The organism is Micromonospora sp. NBC_01655 (assembly GCF_026339755.1).
In the GTDB taxonomy this organism is placed as follows: domain Bacteria; phylum Actinomycetota; class Actinomycetes; order Mycobacteriales; family Micromonosporaceae; genus Micromonospora.
Genome location: NZ_JAPEQF010000001.1, coordinates 205,345 through 225,015 on the forward strand (window position 1 = coordinate 205,345; position 19,671 = coordinate 225,015).

The following is a 19,671-nucleotide window of genomic DNA, read 5'->3' on the forward strand; positions in this document are numbered from 1 at the left end:
ACCGGAACCCCGCACCTGAGAGAGGCCGGGAGTGTTTCCGCTGTCGGGTCAGGCCGGTGCGGATGGCGGAGGCCACGGTGTGGCAGCGGCTGGGCAGGCGCAGGCGGATGGTCACGCCGTGCCGGAGACGATCCGGACAGAAGCGACTGAACGAACGGCCGGCTGAGAACGACGAGCATCCGTCACCCCACGACAACCGGCCGGTCACCGGGATGCACGATAGTTCGGGCCATGGCCCGCAAAGCGCAAGACTCGGCATCCGCACTCGCCGCACTGCTCGCGACCGATCGGGTGGAGCTCGCTACAGAGTTTCTCGCATACTCGTTCACGGCCATCCTCGACGACGCCTTCCCGCGGCGCGCCGAGAGCGAACTGGGCGGCATGTTCGCCGAGTTCGCCCAGGTGCGCCTGAACAAGTGGCTCTGGCGTCCGACCCAGGAGCCGGACGCCACCGTGTTCCGGCTACTGCTGGAGGTCGTCCTGCTGTGGGAACGCGCCGATCTGGCCGCACGTGCGCGCTCGGAGCCGGTGGAAGTGGCCTTGCTGATGCCGGGGGAAGCCCTGCTGCGCGCGGAGGATCCGCGGGCGGCGGTGCGGAGCGCGCTTCGATCGGTGCGCCGCTGACCGTCGGGTTGCACGACGCGCGCGCCAGCTTGAGCGGCCTCTGCGGTGCGGCAGCCTCAGGCGATCCTGGCCGCAGCGCGCGACCTTGTCGCCGAGCTCGGGTATCCCCGAATGTCGATCGAGGCGATCGCGCGCCGGGCCGGCGTCGGCAAGCAGACGACCTACCGCTGGTGGCCGTCGAAGGGCGCGGTGGTGCCCATCGCCGTCGACCCGGGCCGGCCACGTTCTACCAGGAGAAGGTCGACCGCCCGCTCACCGGGGCCAAGCTCGCCCGGCTGGCGACTCGCCGTCCGGGATCAGCTCACGCCGGCACGTCGAGCTGGGCCAGGATCGCCGGATCAGTGATCTTCTCGTCCTCGTTGAGGAGCAGCACCTTGCTGAGGATGACGCTGGTCATCCGGTCCTCGTCGGCGAACGGCAGGAACAGGCTGCGATGGGCGGTGTCGCCGAACGAGGCCGGCACCACGCACAGGTAGCCCCCGGGCTCGACGTGGATGCTGCCGCTGTTGAGGTGCACCCGGTAGGTCGCCCGGGAGCCACGGACCACGGCCGACGCGCCGTCGACGGTCACCCGGGCCAGGCCGAGATCGTCGATCAGGGCGGCCAGGAGCTGGGCCCGGCTCGCCGCGTGCGGCGGCGAGGCGTACCCGTGCGGTTCGGTGCCGGCCACCGACACGACGAGGTCCAGGTCGCGCATGACCTCGGAGAACGCCACCGGTGGCACCTCCGCCAGGGGGACCACCGAGCCGGCCGCGAGAAAGCGTAGTTCGCCGACGACCACGTCGCCGCCGCCGAAGTACCCGTGCAGTTCGCAGGCCAGCGCGGCGGTGAGTTCGGCGGTCACCGGCCGGGTCGCCTGGTGCTCGTCGTACCCGCCGTGGGTCGACCAGCCGCGTCCGGACAGCAACTGACCGGCCACCCTGCCGTCGACGGGGTGCCCGGCGAACCGTCGCGACACGTCGACGGCGTCGCGCTCGGCCGGGGTCAACAGGTACAACTCGCGGAACGCCTGCTTCACGGGCTGCCGGATCCGCCGCCGGACCAGCTCCGCCTGCCAGTGGGCCAGCAGGCGTCGCTCGTACAACAGGAAGGGATGCGCCGCGGTGACCGGGCCGTCGAGGGCGATCTGGTCGAGCAGGCCGACCGTGCCCGCCCGGTCCTGCCAGATCAGCGCGGGCAACATCGCCCGTCCGGCCGGCAGCCGCCGCAGGCGGAGCAGCTCGTCGGGGGTGAGGGTGCCACCGGTGGCGACCAGCCGTTCGATCATCCCGATACGCATCCGGCGGGCCTGGTCACGCAGCCGTTCCTGGTGTTCGCGCACGTCGGCGTAGCGCGGGTCGGCGCGGACCGTGGCCGGCACCGACTTCAGCGTCCTGCCGGCCCTGCTGACCGTGAGAACCGGATCGGCGTCGGCGAGCCGTACCCCGACGGTGTAGTCGGCGATGCGCCAGTCGCCCGGGGCCTCGGTGGCGATGCGGGCCTCGCAGTCCCACTCCAGGCGGTCCGCGTCGGGCAGGCCCGCCACCTGGGCCAGGTGGTCGAGCGCGACCGCGACCGCGGCGGCGTGGCTGTGCCGGCGGTTGGGGCCGAGCCTCGGGCCCCGCTTCGCCACCTCGCGCAGGGCCAGATACCGATCGAGTACGGTCTCGCCGCCAGCGAGCGGCAGCAGGCCGAACGCGGCGATGCCGGACAGCGCGTTGCGCTTGACCCGTTTCTCGACGGCCGCCCGGTTCCAGCCCAGCGCGGCGGCGACCACCTCGCTCGGGCAGAGTTCCAGCAGCCGGCGGGCACCGTCGTCACCGGCCTGCCGTACGGCGGCCAGGATGGCGGCCCGGTCCTGCCGCACCGCCTCCGTCGCGGCGGTCGCCAGCACCAGTCGCAGCAACGGCACCGCGCCCGGCAACCCGAGCACCGGCAGCAGCACCTCCGCGTCACCGGCCGGCAGCCGCAGCTCGAAGGCGTACCGCCGCTCCTCGGCGGTGCGGTCACGCAGGTGTTCCACCAGGGCGGACCGCTCGTCGTCGGTCAGCTCGGCGGGGCCGAAACGCTCGGCCATCCGGCGATCGTGCGGCCGGTCCAGGGCCCGGAGCGCGAACCGCAGGCCACGCGGCACCAGCACCTCGGGCAGCTCGTCCCAGTCGGGCTCGGGCGGCGAGGTCAGCCGCCAGGCCAGCGCGTCGAAGTGGTCGCGGACGACCGGGGCGCAGCCGGCGGGCGTCGACGCCCCGGCGCCGCCCGCCCGGGGCTCCCCGCCGATGGCCCTGCCCAGGTACGCGTCGTCGGCGAAGGCCTTCTCGATGACCTCGACGTCGAGCGCGCCCGCCGCGTGCAGGGCGTCCATGATCCGTACCACGGTCTCCCGGCCCGCGCGGCCCAGCGGGGTGAGCACCAGCAGCCGCAGCAGGCGCACGTCGTTGGCGGCGATCGCCCGCTCGGCCAACGGTTCGAGCGGCGGCGTCGGCCAGCCCACCCGGTCCACGGCGGACGCCAGCATCGCCGCACGGCGGACGCTGGGCCACGGCGCGTCCAGCACCTCGGCCGGGTCGTCCGGGTCTCGGACCGGGAACGCCCCGTCGTACACGTCGTCGAGCGCGGCGCTGATGTCCGCCATGTTCGCGCCGAGATGCCCGCCGGTCCGGTCGAGACTGTCGCCGGTCGCCAGCCGACGCCGGACCTCCCCGGCGAGATCCCGCAGTCCCGCCAGGTCACCGGTCTTCGCCAGGCCCCTGGCCTGGTCGACCAGCCGCCACAGCGCGTCCCGCTCGTCGCGGACCGCGTCGGCGTACATGCCGGGCACGTCAACCACGGCTCACCCGCCGGCCAGGGCGGTCAGCCGCAGGAAGACGACGGTCTCGCCGGGGCGCAGCACGATCTCCTCATCGAGCCGGTCGAGCTGGCGTCCGCCGGCGAAGACGACAAAGGCGTTCCGCTCGAACGCCTGGTGTGCCCTGGCAACCGCGTCGGCGACGTCCGGCGGGGCGGGCGGCGCGGCCGGCAGCCGGATCGCCCCGGTGGCCGCCTGCGCCCGTATCTCCGCTGCCAGCAGGTACCGGCGATCGCGCATGTCGCGGCGCCGCGCGGCATCGTCACCCAACAAGCGGACCTGCTCCTCGACGGCCCTGCGGATCAGCTCCCGCGTCGTCGTGCGCTCCTCCGCCAGCTCGACCAGCACGTCGTGTCCGCCGTGCCGGGCCGAGCCGGGTGCCGTCTCCCGTACCTTCACCCGCAACATCGACACGCGCCCGTCCCGCCCACCGCAAGCCGATCACCGACGGGTCGACCATACCTACCCGTTGCCCGCCTGCTGGCTGTAGCCACCGGGCAGCCCGTTCCGGCCGGGGTCCGCCGGGCAGCCGTGTCAACTTCCGCCGGTGGGGTCGAAGAGGGGGTCCGGTGGGCCGGCGGTGACCGGCGCGGCGCGGTGCTCCGGCGGCGGGAGCTGCCGCGCCGGCTGGCGGGAGTGCAGCCGCACGCCCGCCTCGCTGCGCCGCGCGGTGACCGTGACGGTGACCATCCGGACCGGTTCCGGTGGGGTGACGAAGCCACGGGTCCCCCATCGGACCCAGATCGGTACCCGCCCGGCGGCGGCCTCGGCGAGGAGCTTCTCGACCGTACGGCGTCGGTCGGTGTGGTCGACCTCGATCACCACGGGCGGCGCGGCGGGCCGGGCGCAGGCGATGTCGATGACGGATCGCTGCCCGGACATCGGCGGCGGCAGCGGCAGTACGCTGGCCGCCCGCCGGTAGACCCGCCAGCCCTGCGCCGCGCCCCAGTCGGCGATCGTGTCGATGAGCAGCTCGGTGAGCTGCTCGGTGGTGAGGTCCACGAAGGTCAGGGAGGCGAGTCGGCCGGACAGTGACGCGGCCAGCCGTGCCCCGTCGTCTGGATCGGTCATGCCAGCCGGTTCACCCTGCCTGTCCGTGGCCCCGGGCGGCAGCCCGGTCACGCCATCCGTGTCCCGGTGCGCCAGCGCCATCCGCCCAGTCTGCCGGGTCGGCGAGTTCCCGGGGGACCGGGGCGGGGCCGGCGTCCATCCCCTGGGCCGGATATCGATGAACGACTATCATTCACGCATCCAGACCGCCCGATCGAGAGGTGCCTGAGTTGAAGAAGTTCGTACGGAACGCCGTCGTGGCCACCCTGCTGACGGTCGCCGGCAGCACGGCGGTCGTGGCCAGCCCGGCCATGGCCCTGCCGTACCCCAACGACAACGAGAGCATCACCTTCATCTACTACTCGGACGCCAGCAGGACCGTGCAGGTCGGAATGCTCGTGTACGGCCACTGCCTGGAGAACTTCGAGTACGGCGACCGTACCGCCTACTCCACCTGGCACCGGACGGTCTGCCCACGGGACCTGCCGTAGCGGTCGGGTGGGGCCCGGCGTCGACCGGGCCCCACCGGCTACCCGCCCTGTGGTGCACGGCACGGTCCGTCGATCGGTGACCGGACCGTAGCGGACGACGATCCTGGCATACCCCTCGGTCATAATTGACCTCCATGGTCCACACAGAGCAGTCGGCGCCCCACCGCCCCGGGGAGGTCGCGGGAGCCCCGGGGCTCGACCTCGGCGTGGCCGGCTGCACGGACGCGGTGGAGATCGGCCGCGGCGGCTTCGGCGTGGTCTACCGCGCCTGGCAGCCCGACTTCTCCCGCTGGGTGGCGGTCAAGGTGCTGGCCGCCGACTGGCACGGCCCGTCCCGGGCCCGCTTCGAGCGCGAGCTCAGGGTGCTGGGGCGGCTCTCCGACCACCCGCACATCGTGACCCTGCACCAGGCGGGGCGGACGGCGGCCGGCAACCCGTACCTGCTGATGGCGTACGAGGAGGGTGGCTCGCTGGCCGACCGGCTGGCCGCCGGCCGCGCGGGCGACGGGCCCGGCGCGGAGTCCGCGGCGCAGCGGTGGCCGGCGGCGGTGTCCGGCGGGATCACGGTGGCGGGGGCGCTGGAGACCGCGCACCGGGCCGGCGTGCTGCACCGCGACGTGAAGCCGGAGAACATCCTGATCTCCCGGTACGGCGAGCCGAAGCTGGCCGACTTCGGGCTGGCCCGGCCCCGGGCGGCGGAGCCCGCCCCCGGGCGGCGCCGGGTGACCGCGAGCGTGTTGCACGCCGCGCCGGAGATCCTGCGCGGCGAGCCGGCCTCGGTCGCCTCGGACGTGTACGCGCTGGCGTCGTCGGTGCTGCACTGGATTCGGGGCACCCCCGCCTTCGCCGAGGGGCCGCCGGGCGGGGAACCGCCGGACGCCGAACCGCTGGCGCGGCTGCTCCGGCGGGTCGCCGCCGACCCGGTGCCCGACCTGCGGCCGGCCGGCGTACCCGACGCGGTCTGCGCGGTGCTGGAGCGGGCGATGGCGAAGGACCCGGCGCTGCGCCATCCGACGGCGGTGGCCTTCGCCGAGGATCTCCAGCGGGCGCAGCGCGGCACCGGCCGGCCGGTCACCCCGCTCGTGCCCGGCGGCGGGGACGAGCGGGCCGCTGGTCCGTGGCCGGACGACGCCCCGGCCGCCGACGGCGACCAGGCTGCGCCCCGGCCCCGGTTCTCGCTCAGCGCGCGCCGCCGGGCGGCCCTCGACCTGGACCTCACCGCCACCGTGCAGGGCCGGCAGCCGACCGGGGTACGCCGGCGCACGCCGGCCCGTGCCGTCGGGTCGCTGGTCGCGTTGGTGTCGGTGCTGGCCACCGGCTGGTCGGCGGCCCTGCCGGCCCCGGACCCGGTCGAGGTCCCGGTGGAGCTGGCCTTCGGTGACCAGGAGGTCAACGTGGACTCCGCCGAGCAGCCGGTGACCGTGCGCAACCCGGGCGATCGGGCGGTGCGGGTGAACCGGGTGGCGGCGACCGGCATCGACGGCGGCGACCTCCGGGTCTCCGCCGAGAGTTGTACGGCCCAGCCGCTGGCCCCCGGCCGGTCGTGCGAGGTGCGGCTGGTCTTCGCCCCCCGTGAGCCGGGGCCGCGCCGGCCGGTGCTGGCGCTGAGCGTGACCGGGCGGGCGGACCCGGTGACCGTCCGGGTGGTCGGCACCGGCCACCCGCGCCGGGCGAGCCGGGACGACGCGCCCCCGGGCCGCTGCTACGACGACGCCTACCAGGTGGGCACGTCGGCGTACGGGTACGCCGGCGGCCTGCGCGCGATCTCGGTGAAGCAGTACTGGTCGCCGGCCTGCCGGGCCACGATGGCGTACATCTGGGTGTGGAAGCAGTACCGGGACAACGCGGCGACCGACGGCGGCACCTGGGACGTCGACCTGGCGGTCCGCCCCGGGAGGAAGGGCGCGCTCGGGCCGGCCGGGGCGCGGCAGCGGGCGACGGGGCAGCCGTTCGAGCTGTGGACCGAGCCGCTCCCGGTGACCGGCGGCTGCACCACGGCGACCGCCACCGTGACGAGCGTACGGACCGCGGTGCCGACCAGCGCGACGACCGAGCCGTACTGCGGCGACTGACCGTTCGGAGGCGCGGGTGGCGGAAGGGTACTTCGAGGTGTACGGCCCGGGCGGCGTCCGGCTGGTGCCGCTGACCGCCGACGCGCTGACCATCGGGCGGGCGAAGACCAACGAGCTGCCCATCGACAGCAAGCTCGTCTCCCGCCTGCACGCCCTGGTCGAGCGCTACCCGTCCGGCTGGTCGATCCGGGACCTGGGCAGCACCAACGGCACCACGGTCAACGGCAGCCCGGTGCGTCAGGCGCAGATCCTGCGGGACGGCGACCGGGTGGAGATCGGCCCGGCCCGGCTGCTCTTCCACGCCCCGCCGGAGCACCCCGGCACCCGGACCCTGCACGTCGAGCCGCCGCCCGCGCCGCCCGCCCTGACCCCGCGCGAGCAGGAGGTGGTCACGGTGCTCTGCCGCCCGTACGTCTCCGGTGGCCAGCCGTTCCCCGAGCCGCCCTCGGTACGCGCGATCGCGACCGCCCTGCACATCACGGAGAGCGCCGTGAAGAAGCACCTGTCCCGGCTGTACGACAAGTTCGCCCTGACCTCCAACGAGGACCGGCGGCGGTCGCGGCTGGCCAGCGAGGCGGTGCGCCGCGGCGGGGCCGGCCAGCAGTCACCCTGATCAGCGGCGGACGCCCACCCCGCCGAAGCCGTGCGACACCCCGTCCCGCGGCTCGCCGTCGGGCCGCCAGTCGGCCAGCCAGGCCAGGCCCGGCTCGACCAGCTCGTACCCGTCGAAGAAGCGGAGGATTTCGGGGCGGGTGCGAGGCACCAGCTGGGCGGTGCTCTGCTGGTAGACCTCCCGGCCCCGCTGGGCGGGTAGGGGCGGCGCGCCGTCGAGCGTCAGGTGGGACAGCAGCAGGTGGCTGCCCGGGGCGGTGGCGTCGCGCAGGCGGGCGACCGCCGCATACGGGTCATCGGCGTCCGGCACGAAGTGCAGCACCGCCACCAGCAGCACGGCGACCGGGCGGGTCAGGTCGATCGCCGCGGTCACGTCGGGATCGGCCAGCAGCTCGTCCGGCCGGCGCAGGTCGCCCCGGACCACGACCGTGCGGGCCGCGTCGCCGAGCAGCCGCCGGGCGTACGCGACGGCGACCTCGTCGTAGTCGACGTAGACGACCCGCGAGTCGGGGGCCACGGACTGCACGACCTCGTGCACGTTGCCCTGGGTGGGCAGCCCCGCGCCGATGTCGAGGAACTGCCGCACGCCCTGCTCGACGGCGTACCGGACGGCGCGGCGCAGGAACGCGCGATTGGTCTGGGCGGCGACGCCGGTGTCCGGGAAGATGTCCAGCACCTGCCGGGCGGCGGCCCGGTCGACGGCGAAGTTGTGGCAGCCGCCCAGGTAGTAGTCGTACATCCGGGCGACGTTCGGCCGGTTCTCGGCGCCCGTCCCGGCTGTCCCGGGCACCCCGGCGCCGGTGGCGTCGCTCGTCCCCACGTCGGATGCGGTCGGTGCCGGCTCGCTGGTCACGGTGTCCTCCACTGGGGTGGCTCTGGTCGCGCCCTGAATGTCTAGCACCCGCACGACCGCCAGCGAGCCCGCGTGTCGTTGATCCGGTTGTGTCCGTCGTCCGTCCGCGACGACGGTGGGGCTGCGGCGCCGGCCAGGTCGGCGTCGCCAGGTCGAGGAGGTACGCGATGACCCGTCAGCGAGAGACCGTCGAGGTCGACCCCGTGCTGTTCCGCGCCGTGTACGACTCACCGGCCTCGCTGCCCGGCCGGCATCGCTGGGTGACCCCGGAGCACGACGTCCGCCGGGTCGAGAAGCTGCTCGGGATGCCGGCGCGCAGCATCGGGGCGCCGCTGTGGGTCAGCGGTGACGAGCCGGACTGCCCGAAGTGCGGTCGGCGGATCACCTGGCTCGACATCGTCTCGTCGGCGCTGCACGGCGTGCACGACCCGGCGATGATCGCCCGGGTGATCCTCGGCGACCGCAGGTACGTCAACACGGAGGTGCCGGACGCGATCGCCGGGGTGCACTGCGCCGACTGCCGGACGCCCATCGATGGGCTGCGCAGCTTCAAGTGCCACAACTGGGCGTACGCCTTCGAGGCGCTGGAGGAGGTCGTCGAGCGGATGTCGGGCGGCGTGCCCCGGCCGGCACCCGGCCAGGGGTGAGCTGCCCCGGACCGGCTCCGACCCTGGTCGCAGCGGCCACCTGACGTTCGTCCGCTGCGGGGATCCGGCTCGGTCTCCTACCGTGTGATCAGGTGAACGGAACATGAACACTTGGTAGGTTGAGACATGGTTTATGGGGTCTTGTCGGATGTCCCGCAGTTCAGCGTCGACTGGTACCGCGACATCGTCGACTTCGCGGACGGCACGCCCGCCGCGGTGCAGTGGTTCGCCGCGCACTTCACCGAGTGGTCGATCATCCTGCTCGGGCTCCTGTTCGTGGTGGCGGCCCTGCCGAGGCTGGGCGCCGGGCCGCGCAGCCTCGCGCTCGCCGTGGCCGCGCCGGTCGCGGTCGTCCTCGCGTACGGCGGCAGCGAGCTGCTCAAGACGCTGGTGGACGAGGAGCGCCCCTGCCGCACCCCGGCCGATCTGGTGATCGTCGCCGGGCACTGCCCACCCGTGGGTGACTGGTCCTTCCCGAGCAACCACTCGACGATCGCCGGCGCGCTGGCCGCCGCCATCCTGCTGCTCTCCCCCCGACTCGCCTGGTACGCGGTCCCGCTGGCCGTGCTCGCCGCGTTCTCCCGCACCTTCGTCGGGGTGCACTACCCGCACGACGTGGTCGCCGGCCTGCTCCTCGGCGCGCTCGTGGTCACCGTCGGCACCCCGCTGCTGGCCCGACCGGTCGCGGGGGTGCTGCGCCACCGGGAGCGCCGGGCCGACCGCCCGGTGGCCGACGCCGCCCGGGGCCACTGACGGAAGAGCCTGGTCAGCGGACGAGGAGCAGGGTGGCGACCGTGCCGAGCACCAGGAACGGGCCGAACGGCAGGTGGCTGGACCAGCGGACCCGGCGGGCCAGCAGCAGCGCCAGGCTGGTCAGCGCGGAGAGCGTGAACGTCACCAGCACCCCGAGCACCAGGACGGGCCAGCCGTACCAGCCGAGCAGCGCGCCCGCCCCGAGGGCCAGCTTGGCGTCGCCGAGGCCGAAGCCGCGCCGCCCGAGCACCAGGGTGGTGGCGGCGAAGCAAAGCGCCAGGCCGGCCCCGGCCGCCGCCGCCCGCAGCCAGGGGGCGGGCCCCACGGCCAGCGCGGCCAACCCGAGCAGCGCCTGGCCGCCGACGGCCGCCGGCCAGGTGAGCCGGTCGGGCAGCCGGTGCACGGCCGCGTCGACGAAGACCAACGGCACCGCCCAGCCGAGCCACCACGCCAGGGCCGCCCGCTCGCCAGGCGACCCGCCCACCGACACGAGCACCGCCAGCGCCGCGAGCACGGCGACCTCGACCGTGCCGGGTGGCGCGCCGACCCGGGACCGACAGGCCGGGCAGCGGGCCGCCGGGCCGAGCGCCGGCCAGGGCCGGTCGAGCGTGAGCGGCGTGCCGCAGGTCGGGCAGCCCGTCCGGTCCGGCTCCCCGGGCGGTACGGCGTACCGGGCGACGGCGAGGCGGAGCACCGGGGCGACGGCCAGGGCCGCCACCAGGCGCACCCACGGCCGCCCGCGCGGCACGGCGGCAGTCTTCGGCTCCGCCGTGCTCAGCGGCTCGACCGGCACGGGCGCGGCCGGCTCGACGGGTGCCGCCGGAGGCCGGGGTGGGCGGTCAGCGGGCATGCCCGGCTCCCGGGGCGGCCGAGCGGCCGGGTCGGGGTCGACACGTTGAGTCACCATCGGTTCGCCCTGGTGTAGCGGATGACGCCGAATCCGGCACCGCCGCGCCCCGCTGCGGCCCAGCCCCGCCGGCTGGCCGGCGGGGCCGTCCGCCGGGTGTGGGCAACGCCCCGACCGGCGGACATTTCGGACTGACCCTCCCGGAGCGGGCCGGCTGACCGGCCGAAAGGACGACACACCCCACACTCGCAACCGATGTGACGGCCATCACGGCGCAACCCGGGGACGGCCCCGACCCGCGACGCCCGGCATCTGCCCGCACCATTCCGGCCACCACCCACCCATCACTGAGAGTATTCGTATGAATTGCCTCTGTTGCATCGGCAGGCGTCAGCTTATGCTCGCCCCTTGAGGACGACGCAACCCCGCAAGCAGCGTCGGAGGCAACGCGAGGACATCGGTTCACGGCTTTTCAAAGATCAGCACAGGCAAATACCGCGGTGACGAAACCGGGTCCGGATGACATCATCCGGCCAGTTGCCGCACGCCCGGTGGCGGTCGGCGCGCCGTCCGCCCGGGTCGCCAGCTAGGAGGCGCGGCGTTGCGAGCACGGCACCCCGGCCGATGGACGATCTTCCTGGTCGCGGTCCTGGCGACCGGCCCGGTCGCTGCCTGCGGCACGGAACCCGAGGCTACGGCGCAGCCCCTGGCGGCACCACCGAGGGCGACCCCGACCCGTTCGGCGGCGGAGGAACAGGCGGCCCGACAAGCGGCACTCACCGCCTATTCCGGATATCTCGCGGCGTCCCGGACGGCGAACCGGCGCAGCGATCCGTTCCACCCGGAACTGACCAGGTTCCTGGCGGATCCATTGCTGACCCGGGTCCGAATAGCAATTCGCGACGCGAAGGAGCACGGTGCCATGCGTACCGGAACGCTCGTTTCCGATCCCACCGTCACCGCCGTGAGCCTGGACGGCGTCCCGGCCACCGTGGAGATCCAGGACTGCGTGGACGCCACCGGCTACCGGCTGGTCTACACGAAGACGAAGAAGGTGGTGCCCGGCTCGGGCGGCGGCCGGCACCTGGCCACCGCCACGGCCACCCGGTACCCGGACGGCCGGTGGCTGATCAGCTCCGGCGCGGCTTTCGAGGACCAGCCGTGCTGACCCGGGACGAACGGGCGGTCGCGGCCCCCGGTCGGCGCGGCGCGGCGCGTCCGCGGCCCGCCCGCCGCCGGCTCCCCGGCCCGCGTCCCGGGCGGCTGCTCGCCGGGACCGGCCTTGCCCTCCTGCTCGCGATCGCGGTCGCCCCGCCCACCGCCACCGTCGCGGCGGCGGCCCGGGGTGGCGGGGTGGAGTGCCCCATCGGCCAGAACGACTGCAACATCTGGGACGACGACCCGGGCACCCCGGGCGGCGGGGGGAACCCCGGCGGCGGCGGGGGCGGCAACGACGGGCCGGCCGGCAAGTGCCAGTGGAACGGCAGGACCCTGCCCTGCTACGACGACGTCCTCGGCTGGTTCAACAACGGCGACGGCTGCTACTACAAGCTGAAGCAGCCGCAGCTACCCGCCCCCGAGGGCAAGCAGTGGTACGAGCTCACCTGCAACGGCGGGGACATCGGCAGTATCCGCGACGAACTGCTGGACGCCCCGCCGCCCGGCTTCGGCACCCCGCCCGACCCGGAGGAGCTGGCCCGCCGCGCGCTCGCCTCGATCTCGCTGCTCCCGCCCCGGGCGGCGGTCGCCCCGCGCAAGGACAAGGGCCCCGGCCTGGTCGGCCTGCCGGTGTGGATGTGGGCCAGCCCGGGTGCCGGCTACTTCGGCCCGCTGACCGCCTCGGCGTCGGACCGAGGGCTGACGGTGACCATCACCGCCACCGTGGACCGGATCGTCTGGGACCTGGGCAACGGCGAGCAGAAGACCTGCGACGGCCCCGGCACCCCGTACTCGGCGGACGGCCCGCAGGCCGGCCAGCCCTCTCCCGACTGCGGCTACGACAGCGGCTACCCCAGGGCCGGCACGTACCGGGTCAGCGCCACCACCTTCTGGAACGTGCACTGGGTCGGCGGTGACCAGAGCGGCGACATCCCCCAGACCCGGACCAGCGGCACGGTCCAGATCGAGATCGACGAGCTTCAGGTGGTGACCCGGTGAGTCTGGCGACGCGCAACGGCACGGGGCCGGTGGACGCCCCCATCGCCCCGCCCAAGGTGCTCCGGCAGCGCCGGGTCCGCCCCGGCCTGCTCGGCCTCGCGGTGCTGCTGATCGCCCTCGGCGGCCTCGGCGCGGCGTTCGCGGTCACCTCCGTCCGGGCCACCGGCAGCTACCTCGCGGTGGCCCGGCCGGTCGAGGTGGGCCGGACGCTCAGCGCCGACGACCTGGTCACCGTGCAGGTGGCCGGCGGGCAGGGGCTGCGGCCGGTGCCGGCGGGACAGCTCAACGAGGTGGTCGGCAAGCGGGCGGCCGTCGCGCTGGCCCCGGGCACCCTGCTCACCCCCGCCCAGCTCACCGACGACCCGCTGCTCGGCCCCGGCCAGCAGCAGATCTCCCTCGACCTCTCCCCGGGCCAGGTGCCGGCGAAGCGGCTGCACCCCGGCGACCGGGTGCTGCTGGTCAGCACCCCGAACCGCAACGCCAACGGGCAGAGCGCCGGCAGCACCCGGTTCGAGGCCACCGTGATCGACACGGCCACGCCGAGCAGCAGCAGCGTCGTGGTCTACGTGGCGCTCACCGCCCGGGACGTGCCGGCCATCGTGGCGCTGGCCGCCCAGGACCGGATCGCGGTCGTGTTGACCGGGTCGGCCTGACCATGGCCATCATCGCGCTGGTCTCGGCCAAGGGCTCGCCCGGCGTCACCACCACCGCGCTGGCCTGCGCCCTGACCTGGCACCGGCGGCTGGTGCTCGCCGAGTGCGACCCGTCCGGCGGGTCGGTCCTCGCCGGTTACCTCGGCGGGGTGCTGGACGGCCCCCGGGGCATCGGCGAGCTGGCCGTCGGGGAGCTGCGCGACGGGAGCCTGGAGTCCGCGTTCTGGTCCCAGCTCGTCGACCTCGACGCGCCCCGCCGGGAGCGGCTGCTGCTGCCCGGCGTCGTCGACCCGGCACAGGCCGGCAGCGTCACCCCGCTCTGGCACCGGTTCGCCGACTTCTTCCTCGACCTGGAACGCGGCCAGCCCCCGTACGACGTGCTCGTCGACTGCGGACGGCTCCAGGTGGCCGGCCCGCCGTGGCCGATCCTGCGCGCCGCCGCGGTGGTCCTCCTGGTCACCCGGGCGAAGCTGCCCGACCTCTCCGCCGCCCGGTCCATGATCCGGGCGATCGAGCGGGACTTCACCGAGCACCGGGTGCCGCCCGGCACGCTGCGGCTGCTGCCGATCGGCGACGGACACGGCCCGGGCGAGATCAGCAAGGCGTTGCGGCTGCCGGTGATCGCGCGGCTGCCGGAGGACCCACGTACCGCAGAGGTGCTCACCCTCGGCGGCACCGTGCGGGCCGGACGGCCCCTGACGCGCGCGGCCGGCGCCCTGGAGGTGCCGATCCGGGCGCTGCTGGACCGCCGGCGGGCCCGGCTGGCCTGGCCGGCTGCCCGAGGGGTGCCGGATGCGGTTTGAGCCGGTGTCACACGACCCCCGGGTCCCGCAGCAGCCGGGCGCGACCTCCATCGCGCCGCCGCTGCCGCCGGCCCCGAACGGGCACCACCACCAGACCCAGCCGCCGGCCGGCGTCGCCCCGCCGCCCGTAGCCCCGCCGCCGCCCCGGCCTCGGGTCGACTTCGCCGTGGTCCGGGAGCTGCGCCGGGAGCTGAGCGAACGGCTCACGCTGTGGCAGCGCGGCCGGGAGTTCGACGCCGACGCCGAGGACGTCGAGCGGGCCCGGCTCGCCGTCGCGGTGGTCGCCGACTACGCCGACGCGGTCCGCCGGGCCGGCACCCCGATGCCCGCCGGTGAGGAGCGGCTGCTGCTCGACCAGGTGACCGCCGAGCTGGTCGGCCTCGGGCGGCTCCAGACGCTGCTGGTCGACGACACCATCGAGGAGGTGCACATCCTCGGCTGCGACCAGGTGCGCATCACCCGGCACGGTGGCGGCGTCGACTGGGCCGACCCGATCGCCGACAGCGACGACGAGCTGGTGGAGATCCTTCAGGCGGCGGCCCGCCGGGCCGGGGCGACCGAGCGGTCGCTGTCCACCTCGAAGCCCACTCTGGACCTGCAACTGCCCGACGGCAGCCGGCTGGCCGCCGTGTTCCTGGTCAGCCACCGCCCGTACGCGGTGATCCGCAAGCACAACACCCTTGAGGTGAGCCTCGACGACATCGCCGGCGGCCGGGGCGATCTGGACGAGATGATCGACCCGCTGCTGCGCGACTTCCTGCGTGCGTCCATGCGGGCCGGGCTGAACATCATGGTCGCCGGGCTGGCCGGGGCGGGGAAGACCACCGTCATCCGGGCGCTGATGGACGAGATCCCGGCCGACGAGCCGTACGTGCTGCTGGAGGAGAGCCGGGAGTTGCTGCCCGCCCGCCGGGGGCACAAGCACCGGGCGGTGATGAGCTTCGAGGCCCGGGAGGGGCACGGCGAGCGCGGGCTGGACGGCCGCCCGGCCGGCGAGGTGAGCATCGCCGACCTGATCCCGGTCTCGCTGCGGATGGGCGTGCTGCGGATCATCGTCGGCGAGGTGCGGTCCCGGGAGATCGTGCCGATGCTCCAGGCGATGACCACCAGCCGCGGGTCGATGTGCACCATCCACGCCCGTACCCCCGCCGGGGTGGGCGAGCGGATCGTCGAGCTGGCGCTCGCGCACGGCCGGGAGATGACCGTCGACCAGGCCCGCCGGATGGCCGGCAACGCCCTCGACCTGATCGTCTACGTCACCGTCGAGGACGAGACCGCGATCGGCGGCCGCAAGTACCGCTTCGTCTCCCACGTGGAGGAGGTGATCGGGGTCGGCGAGGGCAGCCGGATCACCACCACCAGCGTCTTCGGTCCGGGACCGGACGGCCGGGCCATCCCCCGGCACCTGCCCGAACGCGTCCGGGACCAACTCCTGCGGGTGGGCTACGACGCCCGGCTGCTGGGCCGGTGGATCGAGGCCGGGGCCGGGGCGTGGCAGCGTCCCCGGCACAGCCGGCTCGGCGCGCGGCCGGTGGCCCGGTGACCGCGAACATCGAGCTGATCGCCGTGGTGTCCGGCGCGGCGTGCGTGGCCGGCCTGGTGTTGGCGGTGGTGGCGCTGGTCGGCACCACCCGGCCCGCCGGCCCGGCTCCGGGGGCGGGCCCGGGCGGCGGGCTGCGCCGGCTCTGGCTCGGCTCCGGCAGCACCGCCCGGGAGCAGCGCAACCACCAGGCGCTGCTCGGCGGGGCGGTGCTCGCCGGTGCGCTGGCGTTCCTGCTCACCGGGCTGCCGGTGGTCGGCCTGCTGGTCGCCGTCGCGGTGCCCGGCGCGCCGTGGCTGTTCGCGGTCGGCCGCGCCGAGCAGCGGGCCATTGCCCGGATCGAGGCGGTCGGCGAGTGGACCCGCCGACTCAAGGACGTCTCGTCCACGGGCCAGGGCCTCCAGCAGGCCATCCTCGGCACCATCGCCACCGCGCCCGAGGAGATCGCGGAGGAGGTACGGACGCTCGCCGCCCGGCTCCAGGCGGGCTGGCAGGCCCGGACGGCCCTGCTCGCGTTCGCCCACGAGATCGGCGACCCGGTCGCCGACCAGGTGGTGGCGGCACTGATCCTGCACCTGACCGACCGGGGCGAGCGGCTCGGCGACGTGCTGGGCTCCATCGCGAGCGCGGCCGGCGCCGAGGTGGCCACCCGCCGCGAGATCGAGGCCAAACGCACCCAGCCCCGGTTCGCGGTCCGCTTCCTCACCGGGATGACCCTGCTGACCCTGGCATACGGCCTGGTCAACGCCGAGTACGTCCGCCCGTACGGCACGCCGGTGGGTCAGCTCGTGATGGCCGTGCTCGGCGGGGCGTTCATCGGGCTGCTGGCCTGGGTGCGGGCGATGAGCCAGCCGCCCCGGCCGGCGCGGTTCCTGCCCGCCCCCGACCCGACGGAGGCGATCGCGTGAGTGAGCCTGCGAGCCCCGCAGTCGCGAACGAAAGGCGGCACCCTTGATCCTCAACTGGCAGCTCACCGTCGCCGTCTGCGGCGGCGCGGCGGTGGGGCTCGGGGTGTTCCTGGTGGTCCGGGAGGCGCTGCCGGCCGCCCCGGCGCTCGGCCCCGCCCTGCGCCGGCTGCACCAGCCGGCCGGCACCGGCCGGACCGCCGCGAGCGGTGCGCAGCACCTCGACTGGGTCGGCGGGCTGGCCCGCTGGCTGCGTCCGCCGCACCGGCAGCTCGCCCTGATCGACCGCACCCCGGAGCAGTACGCCCTGTCCCTGCTGCTCTCCGCACTGATCGGCCTGGTCACCCCGACCCTGGCCGGTGCGGTGCTCTTCCTCGGCGGGGTGTCCGTGCCGGTGGTCGTACCGCTGCTGGGAAGCCTGGGGATGGCGCTGGTCGCCGCCCTGGTGGCGCACCGCAGCGTGCTGACCCGCGCGGACGCCGCCCGGTGCGAGTTCCGCCAGGCGGTCTGCACCTATTTGGACCTGGTGGCGTTGCAGCTCTCCGCCGCGCACGGCCCGGTGCAGGCCCTGGAGCGGGCCGCGGCGGTCTGCGACGGCTGGGTCTTCGACCGGATCCGGGAGTCGCTGCGGATCGCCCAGATGCAGATGCACTCGCCCTGGGACGAGCTGCGCGAACTTGCCGACAAGATCGGCATCCCGGAGCTGGGCGACGTCGGGGCGATCATGCGCTCCTCGGGCAGCGAGGGGGCGCAGGTACACGAGACGCTGCGCAGCCGGGCCGACTCGCTGCGCGACCAGATCCGCACCGACAACCTGGCCCGGGCCGAGGCGGTCACCAGCCGGCTGGACATCCCCGGCTCGCTGCTGGTCTTCGTGCTGCTCGGCTTCGCCGTCTACCCGTTCCTCGCCCGGTTGTGAACCCCCTCCCCAGTTCGAAGGAGCACGTCATGCACCTCATCGCCTATCTGCACATCGCGTTGACGACGCGGCTGACCGAGCTGCGCCGCGACGGCGAGCGCGGCGACAGCCCGGTACCGACCGCCGTGATCATCTTCGGCCTGGTCGCGGTCGCCATGGCGGTCACCGGCCTCGCCCTGGCCAAGGCCAAAGACTGGATGGACGCCATCCCGAGCAACACCGCCCCGCAGGCCCCGAAACCGTGACGGGCCGCCCCGCCCGCGCGGACCGGAGCCGGTCGGCACCCGCCGACCGGCCCACCGGCCTGCGCGCACCGGGGCGGGCGGGCGACGGCGTACGGCGGCGACCGGGCGGGTGGGCGCGCGACGGCGTACGGCGGCCAACCGGGGAGGCGCCCCGAGGGCTGCTGGCCGGGGCCCGACGGAGACTCGCCGACGGCCCGGCCGAGCGGGGCGCCAACCCGGTGGAGTTGGCCGTCGTGATGCCGGCGATCCTGGTGCTGCTCTTCGCCTCGATCCAGGCCGCCGCCTGGTTCGTCGCCCGGGCCACCGCGCTGAACGCCGCGCAGAGCGCGGTCAACGCCCAGCGCGTCCACCAGGCCCCGGAGGGGGCCGGGGCACAGCGGGCGACCGACTTCCTCAGCTCTGCCGGCGACTGGCTGGTCGGCTGGGACGCGCCGGGGCCCGACTGCCAGACGGCCGCCACGGAGGTGACCTGCACGGTGACCGGCACTTCCCTGTCGGTCATCCCGTGGGTCGAGTTCCCGGTGCGGCAGACCGCCCACGGCACGGTCGAACGGTGGACGACGGGATGAGCGATGTGCGGGTGCCTGCCGTGCCGGCCGGCGAGCGGCGCCGATTCCGGGCCGCCCGGCTCCTGCGGTACGCGCGGACCGTGGTCCGCGGCCGGCGCCGCCCCGACGGCGACCCGGACGCCGCCCACCGCCCGGGACGGGACCGGGGTGGTCCGTTGGCCACCGGCTCCCAACGGCACGAACACGCTCCGGTCGCCGCCCGCCACCCACGGCGGGACGATCGCGGCTCGGTCGCCGTCGAGGTGGCCGTGCTCGCCCCGGCGTTCCTCGCGCTGCTCGTGCTGGCCGGCGTAGCCGGGCGTACGGCGATCGCCCAGGAGGCGATCCAGTCGGCGGCGCACGACGCCGCCCGGGCCGCCTCCATCTCCCGGGACGCCACCACCGCCCGACAGCAGGCCCTGGCCGCCGCGAACAACCAGCTCGACTGGCAGCGGGCGAACTGCGCCGGCCAGCCGGCGCTCACCTTCAGCGGCTCGGTCGACGGCGTGGCGGTCAGCTTCGACGAGGCATTCGCCAGCGACCCCGGCGACCCCGCCGCCGTCACCGTGCGGGTGGCCTGCACGGTCTCCTTCACCGACATCGAGCTGTCGCTGCTGCCGGCGATGCCGTCCAGCCGGACGATCTCGGCCGCCTTCACCTCCCCACTGGACCGCTACCGGAGCCGGTCGTGACCGCCCGCCGGCTCCGCGGCGACGACGGCCGGGTCAGCCTGTTCCTCGCGGCAGGGATGATCGGCGTCCTCGCGATCATCGGGCTGGCCTTCGACGGCGCCGGGCAACTGCGGTCCATGCAGCGGGCCGACAACCTGGCCGCGGAGGCGGCCCGGACCGGTGGCCAGTCCATCGACCGGGCGAAGGCCATCGAGGGCGGGCCCAAGGTGATCGACCAGGTGGCCGCCAGGGCCGCAGTGGACAGCTACCTCGACGCGGCCGGGGTGACGGCCTCGTCCGTCGAGTTCCCGGTCGTCGGCGGGGAGACCCTCGTCCGGGTGCACGTCACGGTCACCTACGACCGGTACATGCTCGGCTTCTTCGGCTTCGGCAACACCGTCACCGTCTCCGGTGAGGCCACCGCGCGGGCCCTCACCGAGGGCCCGTAGGAAGGAAG

The 19,671-nt window shown here is 74.9% G+C and carries 22 protein-coding genes and 1 pseudogene; 18 read left to right on the forward strand and 5 right to left on the reverse strand.

Going from position 1 to position 19,671, the window contains the following annotated elements:
• Nucleotides 1-231 precede the first annotated feature (231 nt).
• Both OOK41_RS01035 and OOK41_RS01040 read left to right on the forward strand, forming a co-directional pair.
• Nucleotides 232-624, forward strand: coding sequence for a hypothetical protein (locus OOK41_RS01035; RefSeq protein ID WP_266262468.1), 393 nt, complete (start codon nt 232-234; stop codon nt 622-624).
• Nucleotides 625-669: 45 nt separating this feature from the next.
• Nucleotides 670-819: pseudogene (locus OOK41_RS01040) on the forward strand (helix-turn-helix domain-containing protein); the annotation flags it as partial.
• A 106-nt stretch (nt 820-925) separates the two neighbouring features.
• Here OOK41_RS01040 and OOK41_RS01045 read toward each other — a convergent pair.
• The 3 genes from OOK41_RS01045 to OOK41_RS01055 all read right to left on the reverse strand — a co-directional run bounded on the left by OOK41_RS01045 (nt 926) and on the right by OOK41_RS01055 (nt 4,519).
• Nucleotides 926-3,430, reverse strand: coding sequence for a DUF4132 domain-containing protein (locus OOK41_RS01045; protein WP_266262469.1), 2,505 nt, complete (start codon nt 3,428-3,430; stop codon nt 926-928).
• Between the two features lie 3 nt (nt 3,431-3,433).
• A complete protein-coding gene (locus OOK41_RS01050) occupies nt 3,434-3,862 on the reverse strand; it encodes a hypothetical protein (protein WP_165878075.1) in 429 nt (142 codons plus the stop codon).
• Between the two features lie 120 nt (nt 3,863-3,982).
• On the reverse strand, nt 3,983-4,519 hold the full coding sequence (locus tag OOK41_RS01055) for a hypothetical protein (RefSeq protein WP_266262470.1): 537 nt from the start codon (nt 4,517-4,519) through the stop codon (nt 3,983-3,985).
• Nucleotides 4,520-4,728: 209 nt separating this feature from the next.
• On the opposite strand from OOK41_RS01055, the gene OOK41_RS01060 reads away from it, so the two are divergent.
• The 3 genes from OOK41_RS01060 to OOK41_RS01070 all read left to right on the forward strand — a co-directional run bounded on the left by OOK41_RS01060 (nt 4,729) and on the right by OOK41_RS01070 (nt 7,674).
• The gene (locus OOK41_RS01060) at nt 4,729-4,989 is read left to right on the forward strand and encodes a hypothetical protein (RefSeq protein ID WP_117667910.1); all 261 of its coding nucleotides are present in this window, start codon (nt 4,729-4,731) and stop codon (nt 4,987-4,989) included.
• A gap of 134 nt (nt 4,990-5,123) precedes the next feature.
• The gene (locus OOK41_RS01065; protein ID WP_266262471.1) at nt 5,124-7,061 is read left to right on the forward strand and encodes a protein kinase; all 1,938 of its coding nucleotides are present in this window, start codon (nt 5,124-5,126) and stop codon (nt 7,059-7,061) included.
• 16 nt (nt 7,062-7,077) lie between these two features.
• On the forward strand, nt 7,078-7,674 hold the full coding sequence (locus OOK41_RS01070) for an FHA domain-containing protein (RefSeq protein WP_117667912.1): 597 nt from the start codon (nt 7,078-7,080) through the stop codon (nt 7,672-7,674).
• Here the strand turns inward: OOK41_RS01070 and OOK41_RS01075 are convergent, their stop codons facing one another.
• Nucleotides 7,675-8,526 carry an SAM-dependent methyltransferase gene (locus tag OOK41_RS01075; protein WP_266262472.1) on the reverse strand — a complete coding sequence of 284 codons (852 nt, stop codon included), beginning with the start codon at nt 8,524-8,526 and terminating at the stop codon, nt 7,675-7,677.
• A gap of 167 nt (nt 8,527-8,693) precedes the next feature.
• Here OOK41_RS01075 and OOK41_RS01080 point away from each other — a divergent pair, with 167 nt between their 5' ends.
• Together OOK41_RS01080 and OOK41_RS01085 are read left to right on the forward strand one after the other, a co-directional pair.
• Nucleotides 8,694-9,173 carry a hypothetical protein gene (locus OOK41_RS01080; protein WP_117667913.1) on the forward strand — a complete coding sequence of 160 codons (480 nt, stop codon included), beginning with the start codon at nt 8,694-8,696 and terminating at the stop codon, nt 9,171-9,173.
• Between the two features lie 126 nt (nt 9,174-9,299).
• Nucleotides 9,300-9,926, forward strand: a complete 627-nt coding sequence (locus OOK41_RS01085; protein WP_266262473.1) for a phosphatase PAP2 family protein — start codon at nt 9,300-9,302, stop codon at nt 9,924-9,926.
• A gap of 13 nt (nt 9,927-9,939) precedes the next feature.
• Here the strand turns inward: OOK41_RS01085 and OOK41_RS01090 are convergent, their stop codons facing one another.
• Nucleotides 9,940-10,776, reverse strand: a complete 837-nt coding sequence (locus OOK41_RS01090) for an A24 family peptidase (protein WP_243639416.1) — start codon at nt 10,774-10,776, stop codon at nt 9,940-9,942.
• Nucleotides 10,777-11,479: 703 nt separating this feature from the next.
• Between OOK41_RS01090 and OOK41_RS01095 the strand changes: the two genes are divergently transcribed.
• The 11 genes from OOK41_RS01095 (at nt 11,480) to OOK41_RS01145 (ending at nt 19,663) form a co-directional block, all read left to right on the forward strand.
• The gene (locus OOK41_RS01095; protein WP_243639435.1) at nt 11,480-11,941 is read left to right on the forward strand and encodes a hypothetical protein; all 462 of its coding nucleotides are present in this window, start codon (nt 11,480-11,482) and stop codon (nt 11,939-11,941) included.
• A gap of 131 nt (nt 11,942-12,072) precedes the next feature.
• Complete coding sequence (locus OOK41_RS01100; RefSeq protein WP_243639437.1) at nt 12,073-12,930, forward strand: hypothetical protein; 858 nt, start codon at nt 12,073-12,075, stop codon at nt 12,928-12,930.
• On the forward strand, nt 12,927-13,583 hold the full coding sequence (locus OOK41_RS01105; RefSeq protein ID WP_117667918.1) for an SAF domain-containing protein: 657 nt from the start codon (nt 12,927-12,929) through the stop codon (nt 13,581-13,583). The genes OOK41_RS01100 and OOK41_RS01105 overlap by 4 nt, the downstream gene beginning before the upstream one ends.
• A gap of 2 nt (nt 13,584-13,585) precedes the next feature.
• A complete protein-coding gene (locus tag OOK41_RS01110) occupies nt 13,586-14,386 on the forward strand; it encodes a ParA family protein (RefSeq protein ID WP_117667919.1) in 801 nt (266 codons plus the stop codon).
• The gene (locus OOK41_RS01115; RefSeq protein ID WP_266262474.1) at nt 14,376-15,929 is read left to right on the forward strand and encodes a CpaF family protein; all 1,554 of its coding nucleotides are present in this window, start codon (nt 14,376-14,378) and stop codon (nt 15,927-15,929) included. The genes OOK41_RS01110 and OOK41_RS01115 overlap by 11 nt, the downstream gene beginning before the upstream one ends.
• Complete coding sequence (locus OOK41_RS01120; RefSeq protein WP_266262475.1) at nt 15,926-16,834, forward strand: type II secretion system F family protein; 909 nt, start codon at nt 15,926-15,928, stop codon at nt 16,832-16,834. Before OOK41_RS01115 ends, OOK41_RS01120 begins: the two co-directional genes overlap by 4 nt.
• 46 nt (nt 16,835-16,880) lie before the next feature.
• Nucleotides 16,881-17,750: a type II secretion system F family protein gene (locus tag OOK41_RS01125; protein WP_266267705.1), complete on the forward strand. Its 870-nt coding sequence runs from the start codon at nt 16,881-16,883 to the stop codon at nt 17,748-17,750.
• 29 nt (nt 17,751-17,779) lie between these two features.
• Entirely contained in the window at nt 17,780-17,995 is a 216-nt protein-coding gene (locus tag OOK41_RS01130; RefSeq protein ID WP_266262476.1) for a hypothetical protein, read from the forward strand.
• A gap of 158 nt (nt 17,996-18,153) precedes the next feature.
• The gene (locus OOK41_RS01135; protein WP_117668011.1) at nt 18,154-18,564 is read left to right on the forward strand and encodes a TadE/TadG family type IV pilus assembly protein; all 411 of its coding nucleotides are present in this window, start codon (nt 18,154-18,156) and stop codon (nt 18,562-18,564) included.
• A gap of 155 nt (nt 18,565-18,719) precedes the next feature.
• Nucleotides 18,720-19,235 (forward strand): TadE/TadG family type IV pilus assembly protein, encoded by a 516-nt coding sequence (locus tag OOK41_RS01140; RefSeq protein ID WP_266267706.1) that lies wholly within the window; start codon nt 18,720-18,722, stop codon nt 19,233-19,235.
• Nucleotides 19,232-19,663 carry a pilus assembly protein TadG-related protein gene (locus OOK41_RS01145; protein ID WP_117667923.1) on the forward strand — a complete coding sequence of 144 codons (432 nt, stop codon included), beginning with the start codon at nt 19,232-19,234 and terminating at the stop codon, nt 19,661-19,663. The genes OOK41_RS01140 and OOK41_RS01145 overlap by 4 nt, the downstream gene beginning before the upstream one ends.
• Nucleotides 19,664-19,671 lie beyond the last annotated feature (8 nt).